The organism is Streptomyces sp. NBC_01474, from assembly GCF_035918215.1.
Classification (GTDB): domain Bacteria; phylum Actinomycetota; class Actinomycetes; order Streptomycetales; family Streptomycetaceae; genus Streptomyces; species Streptomyces aureus.
In genome coordinates, this window is sequence record NZ_CP109449.1 from 8,508,182 (window position 1) to 8,520,690 (window position 12,509).

Here is a 12,509-nt window from a genome sequence, read left to right on the forward strand (position 1 = left end):
CGTTCCGTAAAGGCCCACCATGATCCTCCACGGTGGGCCTTCGGCGTCTGTGTGTTTCCGGCTAGCGGCGCGCCGTGACCGTTCCCTCGACGGCGAACAGCTGCTCCTCGACATGATCCAGCGCGAGCCGCAGCGCCCCGGTCGCCACCGCCGCCTCGCCCAGAACCGACAGGGCCACGCGCGGCGGACGCAGGCAGTACCGGGCCAACTCCTGGCGCAGCGGCTCCAGTACGCCGTCCAGGCCGGCGGCCCAGCCGCCCACGACGACCAGCTCCGGGTCGAGGGCGAGCACCAGCGCCGCCACGTCGTGCACCAGGCGCTGGAGGAACCGGTCGACAGCCGCGCCTGCCCGCTCGTCGCCCTGGCGTGCGAGAGCGAAGACCTGCGCGACGGCCTGCTCGTCGAGCGGGTGCAGCGGCTCGTCCGTCGTCGAGAGCAGCGTCTCGGGGCGCACCTCGCGCCCCAGGAGGTGCAGTGCGCCGATCTCCCCGGCCGCGCCGCCGTACCCGCGGTGCAGCCGACCGCCGATCAGCGCGCCGGCGCCCGGGCTGAGCCCCGCCAGCACGAACACGATGTCGTCGGACTCGGTCGCCGCGCCCTTCCAGTGCTCGGCCACCGCCGCCGCGTTCGCGTCGTTCTCCACCAGGACCGGGCACTTGAAGGAGCGCCGCAGCCGCTCGCCCAGCTGCAGCCCCGTCCACTCCGGCAGGGCGGTGCCGAGGCGCACGGTGCCGTCGGCCTCCACGATGCCGGGGCTGCCGACACCGACCGCCCGCAGCGAGTTCCGGGCGACGCCCGCGCGGCGCAGCAGGTCCGCGACCGCGGTCCGCAGCCGCTCGAGGCGCTCGTCGGCCGGAGCGGTCTCGTCGACGTCCTTCGCGGCCGTGCCGAGCACCTTGCCGTCCAGGTCCGACAGAACGGCGGCCACGCGGTGCGGGCCGATCTCCAGACCGAGCAGATGCCCCGCCTCGGCCCGGAAGCGGAACCGTCGCGCGGGCCGCCCCTGGCGCCGCGTCCCGCTGTCGTCGACGGCCGTCTCGACGACGAGCCCCGCCGCGATGAGCCCTTCGACGACGCCCTCGACCGTGGGCCGGGAAAGCCCGGTGACCCGGGTGATCTCCGTGAGCGTCGCGAGATCCGTGGCGCGCAGGGCATGCAGCACCACCGCGGAGTTGATCCGCCGTAGCAGGGAAGGGTCCCCGCCGGTCAGCCGCCCCAACGTCCGTCCTCCCAGCTCGCGCGCGTGTTGGGCGGATCGTACTCGCCGCGGCGGACACCGGCGAGCGCGGGTGCACTTCTGTGTCCCGGTACGCTCAGCCGGGCGAGATGAAGGGGCACTCAGCCGGGCGACACGAAACCGGACTCGTACGCGGCGATGACGGCCTGTGTCCGGTCCCGTGCCCCGAGCTTGGCGAGGACGGCGCTCACATGCGACTTGACCGTCTCCGTGCCGACGACGAGCCGCACGGCGATCTCCGCGTTGGACAGGCCCCGCGTCATCAGGCGCAGCACCTCCGCCTCCCGCTCCGTGAGCGCGGCGCGGTCCATCGCCTCGCGTGCCGACGTGTTGCCGTACTCGGCCGCGAGCCTCCGCACGGCCGCGGGGAACAGCAGGGAATCGCCCTCGGCCACGAGCCGGACCGCGTTCACGATCTCGGCGGGCCGCGACCGCTTCAGCAGGAACCCGTCGGCGCCCGCCCGCAGCGCCCCGTACACGTACTCGTCGTTCTCGAACGTCGTGATGACCAGGATCTTGGGCGGCTCGGACACACTGCGCAGCACCGCGCGCGTGGCCTCGATCCCGTCCAGGAGAGGCATGCGCACATCCATGGCGACCACATCCGGACGCAGCTGTCGGACGAGCGGGATCACCGCGGCGCCGTCGGCCGCCTCGCCCACCACCTCGATGTCCGGCTGCGCCGAGAGCACGGCACGCAACCCCGCGCGGACCAGCGGTTCATCGTCGACAAGAAGCACGGTGAGCGGCATCCGGACAGCCTAGGGGAGCGGTCGGGGCCTACATGCGGACGGGGATCAGCCGAGCGGCAGCTCGACGTGCACCCGCCACTGCCCCTCGTCGGGACCCGTCCGCGCCCGGCCGCCGAGGAGCGCCGCCCTCTCACGGATGCCCCGCAAACCGCTGCCGCCTCCCGCGAGCGCACCGCTGCCCCGGCCGTTCACTGGTGCGCCCGTGGGAAGCGGATTGCGTACGTCGAGCCACAGGCGGGCGTCGTCGACCGTGACGGCGACCCGGATCGGGACGGTTCCCGAGTGGCGCAGCACGTTCGTCAGTGCCTCCTGGAGGATGCGGTAGCCCTCTCTGGAGACGGGACCGGGCACCGTGTCCAGCGCGCCGAGCACCTCCGCGTCGACCTCGGCGCCCGAGGCGCGCGCCGAGTCCAGCAGGCGGTCCGCCTCCGTGAGCGTGGGCCGACGGCTCGCGGGCTGCTCCGACTCGCGCAGCACCAACAGGACGCGCTCCAGGTCCTCGAGGGCCGCCCTGCCCGTCTCCTCGATGGCGTCCAGGGCCCGGTCGGTGAACGCCGGATCGGCGGCCGCCCGCGCCGCGCCGGCCTGGACGACGGCGACGGTCAGCGCGTGCCCGATGGAGTCGTGGAGTTCGCGGGCGATGCGATTGCGTTCGAGCAGCTGCTCGGTGCGCTCCTCCAGGGCGGCCAGACGCTCCGCCGCCGTCGGCCCGAGCAGACCGAGCGCGGCCCAGGCCATCATGCGCCCGGCGAGTGCGACCACTCCCAGCAGCACCAGCGGCGGCACCGGCACGAGCAGCGCGTACGCCCAGCCGTGCCCCGGTACGGGGATGAGGGACTCGGCCTCGGCGGGGCCGCCCGACGTGGCGTCGACCAGTTCCAGGGCGAGAGCCATGAGCTGGCCGGTCACGAACGCGACCGCGCAGCCGGCCCACAGACGCAGCACCAACCACACCGCGGTCCTGCCCCGGTCCCGCCACGACGCCGACGGCGCCACGGAGACGCCCGCCTCCCGTGAACCCGAACTGCCCTCCACGCGCGCGTGGGCACCGGGAAACAGCATCAGGCGGGCCTGAAGACCCTCGGCCCTGCGCACCACGGGGATCACGGCGGCCGCCATAAGGAGCGGGACCGGAATCAGCAGCATCAGGACCCACTGCCCGTACCCCGGCCGGGTGAACCCCGGGTACACGAACCCGCACACGAGGGCGATGATCGCGCCGACGAGGAGGTGCAGCCAGCGGGTGTACGTGACCGCGCGGGTCAGCGGCGCGAGGAGGCGGGACATGCCGCCATCGTGCCAGCGGTGCGGGTGCGGACGGCTCCCCCTCATGGGGGAGACGCTCTCCACGCCCGGGGGAGGACCGGGCGGGGGCGCGGCCGGAAGGCTGGAGCCATGACCAGCATCGACGTCCAAGAGCTCACCAAGGAGTACGGTACGACCCGTGCGGTGGACCGCCTGACGTTCAGCGTCGGGCCCGGCCGGGTCACCGGATTCCTCGGCCCGAACGGCGCCGGGAAGTCCACCACCATGCGCCTCGTCCTCGGCCTCGACCGGCCCACGTCGGGCACCGCCACACTCGGCGGTCGCCCCTACGCGACGCTCGGCGAACCCCTGCGCGAGGTCGGCGCCCTCCTCGACGCCCAGGCGGCCCACGGCTCCCGTACCGCCCGCGACCACCTCCGCGCTCTTGCCGCCTCCCACCGCATTCCGGTACGCCGGGTCGACGAGGTCCTGGAGCTCGCCGGCATCGCGGCCGTCGCCGCACGCCGGATCAGGACGTTCTCGCTGGGCATGCGCCAGCGCCTCGGCATCGCCGCCGCACTCCTCGGCGACCCGCAGGTCGTGATGCTCGACGAGCCGTCCAACGGCCTCGACCCCGAAGGCATCATCTGGATCCGCGAACTGATGCGGAGCCTCGCCCGCGAAGGCCGCACGGTCCTCGTCTCCAGCCACCTCATGAACGAGACCGCCACCTTCGCCGACCACCTCGTCGTCCTGGGCCGGGGCAGGCTCCTCGCCGACACCCCGATGCGGGACTTCATCGACGCGCACAGCGAACGGCGCGTCCGCGTCCGCACGACTGACCCCGAGAGCCTGCGCGCCGCACTTCGCCGGAAGGGACTCGAAGCCGTGGCAGCCGGCGACGGCCGCTGGACCGTCGCAGGCGCGCGCGCCGAGGAGATCGGCGCGCTCGCCGCCACGGACGGCATCCCCGTCCTCGAACTCGCCGACGAATCAGCCTCCTTGGAGGACGCCTACCTCTCCCTCACCGCGGACGACACCGAGTTCGCGTCCGCCGCGACCCCTCTCCAGGAGGCCTGACGATGTCGACCACCGCCGTGCTGCGTTCCGAATGGATCAAGGTGAGGTCCGTGCGCGCCAGCGCCGGCTCACTCGTCGCGGTCTTCGCCGCGACCGTGGCCATCACCATCCTGGCCACCGCCGCGGTCGGACAGGCCGAGGCCGACAACGAAGGAGCCGACCTCCTCTTCGGTGCCTTCTACGCACTCAACTTCGGCCAGATCGCGGCCATCGCCTTCGGCACGACCGCCGTGTCGTCCGAGTACCTCAACGGAGCCCTGCGTGTCTCCCTCGCGGCGGTCCCCAACAGGAATCTCCTCTACGCCGCGAAGATGACGGTCGTCGGTGCCCTCGCCATCGTGGTGGGCCTGCTCACCTCGTTCGTCACGTTCCTGTCCGGTCAGGCGTTCATGGGGTCCTACGCCCTCGGACTCGGCGATCCGGGCGCGCTGCGCGCCTGCGTCGGAGGCGGCCTCTATCTCGCCCTGATGTCCCTGTTCGCGGCCGGTCTCACCGTCGTCCTGCGCAGCGCGGTCGCCGTCCTGAGCCTGCTGATCCCGTTCATCCTGATCGTGTCCTTCGTCGTGGGTGACATGGCCGCCTCCGTCGCCGACTTCCTGCCGGACCACGCCGGACAACAGGTCCTGCACCAGGACCCGGTCGGCACACTCGGGCCGTGGACGGGGCTCGCCGTCACCGCCGGGTGGGCGGCGGCCGCGCTCCTCGCCGGCTGGTGGGCGCTGCGCCGCAGGGACGCGTGACGGCAGGCTCGTAACCGCCGGACGCCCCGCCAAATGTCAGTGGTGGCCGCTTTACTGGACGTCATGAGCACCGCACAGCATCTCGCGACGATCGACCTGCTGCGCTCCCGTGAGTTCCCCGCGGAGCACGGCAGATCGGACGCGGGCTCCGGCGGACCGGGTTATCACATCGCGGAGTTGGCGACGTGCGACGAGCTCCGGGAGCCGGCCCCCGAGGGCGCCGCTCAGGACCAGTGGGTCGCCGACCGGGACGGGCTCTCCTCGATGCTCACCGAGCGCTGGGGGGAGCCGCAGTGGTTCAGCCTGTGGAGCGTCAGCCTGCGCGCGGTCGAGGGCGGCGAGGACATACCGGAGCCCTGGGCCGCGCTCAGCGCGTATGTGCCGGACGTCCAGGTGTGGCAGGCCGACGGCCGGTGGATCGTGCTGGGCATCCCGCTCGGCGCCGAGGACCTGCCGTTCCGGCTCGTAGCCGCCGTCACGGACGTGGACCCGCCCTGATGACGCGCCTGGACCCAGCAGGCGGGAACTGCCGTGCCACCATGGGATCTTGGCATCGGATCATGGCACGACCGAGGTGAGGGAGAGCACGTGAGCGAGCAGAGCGGGCAGGAGCCGGGGGAGCGGACCGCGAACCACATCGCGCACAACGCCCGCGTGTGGGACTACTGGCTCGGCGGCAAGGACCACTACGAGGTGGACGAACAGGTCGGCGACCACGTCACCTCCATGTACCCCGGCATCGGCGAAGTGGCGCGCGCCGACCGGGCGTTCCTCGGCCGCGCCGTGACCCACCTCACCGGCCGGGCAGGCATCCGCCAGTACCTCGACATCGGCACGGGCCTGCCCACCGCCGAGAACACCCACGAGGTCGCCCAGCGCATCGCCCCCGACTCCCGCGTCGTCTACGTCGACAACGACCCGATCGTCCTCACGCACGCCCGCTTGCTCCTCACCAGCACGGACGAGGGCGCCACCAGCTATGTGGACGCGGACGCGCGCGACCCCGCGGCCATCCTGCGCGCCGCGTCCGGCACTCTCGACCTCGGCCGGCCGGTCGCCGTCATGATGCTCGGCATTCTGAACTTCATCCTCGACACCGCCGAGGCCACGTCCATCGTGCGCCACCTCCTGGACGCGGTCCCCTCCGGCAGCCACCTCGTGCTCACGCACCCCACGCTGGAGCTGGGCGGCGAGGGAAACGAGGCGGCGATGCGCTTCTGGAACGAGAACGCGACGCCGCCGATCACCGCACGCGGCCGGGCCGAGATCGAGGGCTTCCTCGACGGACTCGACATCCTGGAGCCGGGCCTCGTCTCCTGCGCCCGCTGGCGGACGGACGGCGCCGACGAGGGTCCGCTCGTCGCCCAGTTCGGTGTCGTGGCCCGCAAGCCCTGACGCATGCCGTGACGCAAGCCACGGCGCAACCCTTCACGCGCCGCGTCAGCCGGGGAGCCCCGCCGCGTCGTCCCCCGAGGCGGCGGCGCGCAACCGTCCGTACTCCTCGGCCATCGTCGCCGCCGTCCAATGCGCGTTCAGACCACTGGGGTTGGGCAGCGCCCACACCCGGGTGGCGCCGATCATCCGCTCCTGCGGGCCGATCCTCGCCTTCGGCTCCCCGAAGGCCGACCGGTACGCCGTCACGCCCACGACCGCGAGCCAGCACGGCCGCAGCCGCTCCACCTTGGTGGTCAGCAGGCGGCCGCCGTCGCGGTACTCCTGCGCGCTCAGCTCGTCCGCCCGCGCCGTGGCCCGCGCGACGACGTTCGTGATCCCGAGCCCGTACGACAGGAGTTGCTCCTGCTGGGCGGGGGCCAGCTGGCGGGGCGTGAACCCGGACAGGTGGAGCACCGGCCAGAAGCGGTTGCCGGGGCGCGCGAAGTGGTGGCCGGTCGCCGCTGTCATCAGGCCCGGGTTGATCCCGCAGAAAAGCACGGAGAGGCCGCTCGCGACCACATCGGGAACGATGCGGTCACGGGCGGCCTCCAGGTCCGCGGGGGTCAGCCGGGTCAGAGGATCGCTCCGGGCGCGTAACCGGCGGCCTCCGGGTGATGCTTGACGATCTCCTCGACGCGCGCGACGACGGTGGCGACCTGGTCGCTCGCGGCGCCCGTGAACGACAGCTTGTCGGCCATCAGCTCGTCGAGCCCGGCGCGGTCCAGCGGGATCCGGGAGTCCGCGGCGAGCTTGTCGAGCAGCTCGTTGCGCTCGGCGCCCTGCTCGCGCATGGCGAGGGCCGACGCGACGGCGTTCTCCTTGATGGCCTCGTGGGCCTCCTCGCGGCCGACGCCCGCCCGCACCGACGCCATCAGGACCTTCGTCGTGGCGAGGAACGGCAGGTAGCGGTCCAGCTCACGGGCGACGACGGCCGGGAACGCGCCGAACTCGTCGAGCACCGTCAGGAACGTCTCCAGAAGACCGTCGAGCGCGAAGAACGCGTCCGGCAGCGCGACACGGCGCACCACGGAGCAGGAGACGTCGCCCTCGTTCCACTGGTCGCCCGCCAGTTCCCCGGTCATCGACGCGTAGCCGCGCAGGATGACCATGAGGCCGTTGACGCGCTCGCAGGAGCGGGTGTTCATCTTGTGCGGCATCGCGGACGAGCCGACCTGGCCCGGCTTGAAGCCCTCGGTGACGAGCTCGTGCCCGGCCATCAGGCGGATCGTCTTGGCAGTCGAGGACGGCGCGGCCGCGAGCTGCACGAGCGCGGTGACGACCTCGTAGTCGAGGGAGCGCGGGTAGACCTGGCCGACCGAGGTGAACGCCTGCGAGAAGCCCAGGTGGCCCGCGATGCGCTGCTCGAGCTCGTCGAGCTTCGCCGCGTCGCCGCCGAGCAGGTCCAGCATGTCCTGCGCGGTGCCGACGGGGCCCTTGATGCCGCGCAGCGGGTAGCGGGAGAGCAGCTCCTCGACTCGGGCGTACGCGACGAGCAGCTCGTCGGCGGCGGTCGCGAAGCGCTTGCCGAGGGTCGTGGCCTGCGCCGCGACGTTGTGCGAGCGGCCCGCGATCACCAGCTCGCCGTACTCGCCGGCCAGCTTGCCGAGGCGCGCGAGGACGGCGACGGCGCGGTCGCGGACCAGTTCGAGGGAGAGGCGGACCTGGAGCTGCTCGACGTTCTCCGTCAGGTCGCGGGACGTCATGCCCTTGTGGACCTGCTCGTGGCCGGCGAGGGCGTTGAACTCCTCGATGCGGGCCTTCACGTCATGGCGCGTGACCTTCTCGCGCTCGGCGATGGAGGCCAGGTCGACCTGGTCGAGGACGCGCTCGTAGTCGGCGAGAGCGGCGTCCGGCACCTCGATCCCGAGGTCCTTCTGCGCGCGCAGCACGGCGAGCCAGAGCTGACGCTCCAGCTTCACCTTCTGCTCGGGGGACCAGAGAGTGGCGAGCTCGGCGGAGGCGTAGCGTCCGGCGAGAACATTCGGGATACGGGGCTTTGCAGGCGCAGCAGTCACGTGTACGGAGTTTACCGGGTGTCCATACAGGCTCCGCACCGTCCACTTGATGTAGGAACGTACAGGTCAGAGGCTCCATGGCCGTTCTCGTCGCGCCACGTTCGTGAGACGCGTGTGAGACGTGTGTGTGAGACGGGCGGCTGAGGGGGACGCACGACGAGGCCCCGCCGAGGAGCTCGGGGCCTCGTCGTGCGTCAGCTCAGGAGCAGGTGCTGTGCTCGTCTCGGGGAGGTTGCATTCCGGTTCACCGCTTTCGAGTACGCGGAGCATCGGCGTGGTGACGGCTCGGGGAGTGCGGCTGAACCGTAGTCCCCGGCAGGGGAACTGTTCGCGGCGGACGAGGTCGTACCCTTCGACCTTGACATGCCCAATGCCTGGGCTGCGTCCTCCATGCTCGCCGTTCCGCTCCAGGTGGCTCGGATGTGTGCGGCGCTGGAGCGGGGCCACGTCGTGCAGGGCCGCGAAGCCCGCGTCCTCGGTGCCGGTGCCGCGGGATCGTGCATGCCGGAACGGTACGGCGCTCAGCCGTGGCGGCGAGGCCGCCTACCTGACCAGGCCCGCGTCATCCGGCCAGCCGTAGGCGGTGCGCGGCAGATCGGGTACGGCGCCCACCGCCGCCAGGTCCCGGTCGGCGGCGTGCATCAGCTGACCTGCCAGGTCGCGCATCGCCCGGCTCGCCGCGAGCTCGTCCCCTATCGCGGGGATGTCCACGTCCTGGGGATTGCAGCGTGCCTTTCCGCGTCCGACCATCTGCGTCTTCCCGTTGGCGAGCACTGCCCGGGCTTTGGTGATGCCGTCCTCCTCGGTCAGGTAGACGCCGACCTGCCACTCTTCGGCGTGTGTCATGACGTGCCTCCTCAGGCTCCGGTCCCTCTGATTCCAGCAGTTTCCAGAATCCCTCCGTGCGGGCCCATTTGGCGATTTCGGCATGTTCAGGTATGGATATACCCATTTCTCGCGGGTACGGGTCGTGCATGGCCATGCTCGTCGGAACCTCGGGGTGGCAGTACGCGGACTGGCGCGGCGTTCTCTACCCGACCGGTCTGCCGCAGCGGCTGTGGCTGGAGGAGTACGCCCGGCGATTCGCGACCGTCGAGAACAACAACGCCTTCTACCGGCTTCCGACGAAGGAGATCTTCGGGTCTTGGCGGGAGCGGACGCCTGAGGGGTTCGTCATGGCGGTCAAGGCCAGCCGCTATCTGACCCATATGAAGCGGTTGCACGACCCCGAGGAGCCGGTGCACCGTCTGCTGGACCGTACCGAGGGCCTCGGTGACCGCCTGGGGCCCGTACTGCTGCAATTGCCGCCCCACCTCCGGGAGGACGTCGGGGCGCTGGATGCGTGCCTGGGCTGCTTTTCAAGCACGGTTCGGGTAGCCGTTGAACTGCGGCACACCTCGTGGTGGGACGCGGGGCGGGAGCTTCGGGCGGTACTTGAGCGGCACGGCAGCGCGCTGTGCTGGGCGGACCGGGGATCGCGGCCGGTGACGCCGCTGTGGCGTACCGCGTCCTGGGGGTACGTACGCTTCCACGGCGGCATCGCCCAGCCGCCGCCCCACTATGGCCGGCAGGCGTTGAAGTCCTGGGCCGGACGCATCGCCGACGCCTGGCCGGACCAGGACGACGTGTACGTGTACTTCAACAACGACGTAGGCGGTGCGGCCGTCGTCGACGCTGCGAGGTTCGCACGGGCCGCGGCCACGCTGGGCCGGACGGTGAGCCGGACGCCGTCGTCCCTCTCAGGCTTATGCCGGCCGGGCACCGTTCTGTACGGGCGACCCGTCGACGCCGAGGGTGAGGATGCCGTCCGGGTCGTACGCGATGCGCGAGCCGAAGCCGCGGCTGATCCGGCCCAGGCGGTCCTGAAGCCAGTGGCAGTCCTTCGCCGACGCCCTCCGAAGCCGCATCCGCCGGGTCTGGAAGGGCGTGATGCGCAGTTCGCGGAGTCCGCCGGTGCGCGGCTCCAGCGAGAGGGAGTAGAGCAGCCGCAGGTCGTCGCGGTAGTTCTCGTAGCCGGAGATGCCCTCGTAGTCGTTGACCAGGTCGCCGCAGCCGTAGACGATGAGCTTTCCCCGATACAGCTCGAGCGGCCGGGGATGGTGCGAGGAATGCCCGTGGACGACGTCCGCGCCTCCGTCGACGAGTGCGTGCGCGAAGCGGACCTGGTCGCTGGGAACGGAGTAGCCCCAGTTGGAACCCCAGTGGATCGAGGCGATGACGATGTCACCCGGTCGTTTCACCTGCCGGATCCGGGTGACCACCGACGCCGCTGCGGCGTCCGACGCCTCGGCCACGTAGTCGATCCCACTGCGGTCCACCGCGGCGGCCCAGCTCGGCGGGATTCCGCTGGACGACATGCCGAAGGAGTGGACCAGGATCCGCCGGCCGCCCTTGACGGGGACGATCGCCGGCCGCCGGGCCGCGTCCACGTCGTGTCCCGCACCCGCTGAGGCGATATCGGCGCCCGCCAGCGCGTCGAGGGTCTCCGCGAGCCCGCGGCGGCCGAAGTCGAGGATGTGGTTGTTCGCCAGGACGCAGACGTCGGGGCGAGCGGCGATGAGGCAGGGCAGGTTGGCGGGATGCATGCGGTAGTGGATGGCCTTGCCGGGTGCGAAGTCGTCGCTCCGCGTGACGCTGGTCTCCAGATTGAGCACGACGGCGTCGGAAGCGGCCCGGTCGAGGAGCCGCAGCGTGTCACCCCAGGGCCAGGAGAAATCGACCGGGCGGGGAAGCGGGCCGTTCGCGACCTCCGCCAGCTCGACGTAGGAGCGGGCGTCCCGGACGTACGTCTCCGCCAGTGCCGGATCACCGGGGTGCGGAAGTATCTGGTCGACGCCCCGCCCAAGCATCACGTCGCCGGCGAGGCACAGCGTGATCAGATCACCCTGCATCCCTCCACGTTAGAACCCTGCCACCGGGATGTCACGGGAGCCGCGACGCCGCCGTGCTCAGCCGGCCGAGGTGCGCACGACGCCCGCGTTCCTGGCCGGGGGACGGCAGACCGTCACCCTCTGCACTGGCCGGGACTGAGGAATCCGGAACTCTCACGTACCTGTGCACGGCTCGCCGAAGCGAGCGCGAACGACGAGGACGACGCAGAGGCGGTGCCGCAGGCCACCCGAATCACGCTGCTACGAGCGCGGGGCGCCCGCCGCGCGCCGCCCCCGTCACGGCAGGTCAGCCGCGCGGAGCCTCGTACGGCAACAGCTCGGGGCGCTTCGCCGGGCGGCCGTCGCCGGAGGAGCGGCCCGTCAGGCGGCGGCCGATCCACGGGACCAGGTGCTGCTTGGCGAAGCGGACGTCGGCGAGGCGGCGCGTGCCCCACCCCGGCGGCGCGGTCGGCGGGAGCACGGACTGCCAGTCGCCCTCGGGCTCGTGGCCGAGCGCCTGCCAGACGGCCTCGGCGACCCGGCGGTGCCCCTCCGCCGTCAGATGCAGCCGGTCCACATCCCACATGCGGGGGTCACCGAGGGCGGGTGGCCCGTACAGGTCCACGACCACCGCGCCGTGCCGCGCCGCGAGGTCGTCGATGCAGGCGAACAGCTCCTCCATGCGCGGCCGGAAGCGCTCCATCACGGGCCCGTTGCGGCCGGGGCTGCGCATCAGGACGAGCTGCTCGCAGGCCGGCGCGAGCTTCTCGACGGCCTCTTCGAGGAGCCCGCGTACCCGGCCCATGTCGACCTTGGGGCGCAGGGTGTCGTTGAGCCCGCCCACCAGCGTGATGACATCGGCGCCCATCGCGGCCGCGACGTCCACCTGCTCGTCGACGATCTGGCCGATGAGCTTGCCCCGCACGGCGAGGTTCGCGTAGCGGAACCCGGGGGTGCGGGCCGCCATCCGGCCGGCCAGTACATCGGCCCAGCCGCGGTAGGAGCCGTCGGGCAGCAGGTCGGACATGCCCTCGGTGAACGAGTCACCGATCGTGACGAGGCTGCTGTAACTGGTGTGGTTGGCATTTTTCTGCATGGCGGAAGCGATGGTAACCCGGGCCCTGGGACAGCCGACG

At 71.9% G+C, this 12,509-nt stretch carries 12 protein-coding genes and 1 pseudogene; 5 read left to right on the top strand and 8 right to left on the bottom strand.

What is annotated here, in order from left to right; all coding sequences use genetic code 11:
- Window positions 1-61: 61 nt before the first annotated feature.
- The 3 genes from OG758_RS38865 to OG758_RS38875 form a co-directional block, all read right to left on the bottom strand.
- Window positions 62-1,219, bottom strand: a complete 1,158-nt coding sequence (locus tag OG758_RS38865) for an ROK family transcriptional regulator (protein WP_326714151.1) — start codon at window positions 1,217-1,219, stop codon at window positions 62-64.
- A gap of 119 nt (window positions 1,220-1,338) precedes the next feature.
- Complete coding sequence (locus OG758_RS38870; protein WP_326714152.1) at window positions 1,339-1,989, bottom strand: response regulator transcription factor; 651 nt, start codon at window positions 1,987-1,989, stop codon at window positions 1,339-1,341.
- Between the two features lie 45 nt (window positions 1,990-2,034).
- The gene (locus OG758_RS38875; protein WP_326714153.1) at window positions 2,035-3,276 is read right to left on the bottom strand and encodes a sensor histidine kinase; all 1,242 of its coding nucleotides are present in this window, start codon (window positions 3,274-3,276) and stop codon (window positions 2,035-2,037) included.
- Window positions 3,277-3,384: 108 nt separating this feature from the next.
- Between OG758_RS38875 and OG758_RS38880 the strand changes: the two genes are divergently transcribed.
- The 4 genes from OG758_RS38880 (at window position 3,385) to OG758_RS38895 (ending at window position 6,449) form a co-directional block, all read left to right on the top strand.
- Window positions 3,385-4,314 (top strand): ATP-binding cassette domain-containing protein, encoded by a 930-nt coding sequence (locus OG758_RS38880; protein ID WP_326714154.1) that lies wholly within the window; start codon window positions 3,385-3,387, stop codon window positions 4,312-4,314.
- 2 nt (window positions 4,315-4,316) lie between these two features.
- Entirely contained in the window at window positions 4,317-5,054 is a 738-nt protein-coding gene (locus OG758_RS38885) for an ABC transporter permease (RefSeq protein ID WP_326714155.1), read from the top strand.
- Between the two features lie 63 nt (window positions 5,055-5,117).
- On the top strand, window positions 5,118-5,552 hold the full coding sequence (locus OG758_RS38890) for a hypothetical protein (RefSeq protein WP_326714156.1): 435 nt from the start codon (window positions 5,118-5,120) through the stop codon (window positions 5,550-5,552).
- A 90-nt stretch (window positions 5,553-5,642) separates the two neighbouring features.
- The gene (locus OG758_RS38895) at window positions 5,643-6,449 is read left to right on the top strand and encodes an SAM-dependent methyltransferase (RefSeq protein ID WP_326714157.1); all 807 of its coding nucleotides are present in this window, start codon (window positions 5,643-5,645) and stop codon (window positions 6,447-6,449) included.
- A gap of 45 nt (window positions 6,450-6,494) precedes the next feature.
- Here OG758_RS38895 and mug read toward each other — a convergent pair whose 3' ends face one another.
- From mug to OG758_RS38910, 3 genes are all read right to left on the bottom strand, one after another.
- The gene (gene mug, locus OG758_RS38900; protein WP_326716176.1) at window positions 6,495-7,055 is read right to left on the bottom strand and encodes a G/U mismatch-specific DNA glycosylase; all 561 of its coding nucleotides are present in this window, start codon (window positions 7,053-7,055) and stop codon (window positions 6,495-6,497) included.
- Between the two features lie 5 nt (window positions 7,056-7,060).
- On the bottom strand, window positions 7,061-8,503 hold the full coding sequence (gene purB, locus OG758_RS38905; RefSeq protein WP_326714158.1) for an adenylosuccinate lyase: 1,443 nt from the start codon (window positions 8,501-8,503) through the stop codon (window positions 7,061-7,063).
- 543 nt (window positions 8,504-9,046) lie between these two features.
- Complete coding sequence (locus OG758_RS38910; protein WP_326714159.1) at window positions 9,047-9,349, bottom strand: DUF1876 domain-containing protein; 303 nt, start codon at window positions 9,347-9,349, stop codon at window positions 9,047-9,049.
- Between the two features lie 128 nt (window positions 9,350-9,477).
- Here OG758_RS38910 and OG758_RS38915 point away from each other — a divergent pair.
- Window positions 9,478-10,236 (top strand): annotated as a pseudogene (locus OG758_RS38915) (DUF72 domain-containing protein); the annotation flags it as partial.
- A 12-nt stretch (window positions 10,237-10,248) separates the two neighbouring features.
- Here OG758_RS38915 and OG758_RS38920 read toward each other — a convergent pair.
- Window positions 10,249-11,394, bottom strand: coding sequence for a CapA family protein (locus OG758_RS38920; RefSeq protein ID WP_326714160.1), 1,146 nt, complete (start codon window positions 11,392-11,394; stop codon window positions 10,249-10,251).
- 286 nt (window positions 11,395-11,680) lie between these two features.
- Window positions 11,681-12,469 (bottom strand): SGNH/GDSL hydrolase family protein, encoded by a 789-nt coding sequence (locus tag OG758_RS38925; protein ID WP_326714161.1) that lies wholly within the window; start codon window positions 12,467-12,469, stop codon window positions 11,681-11,683.
- Between the last annotated feature and the right edge of the window lie 40 nt (window positions 12,470-12,509).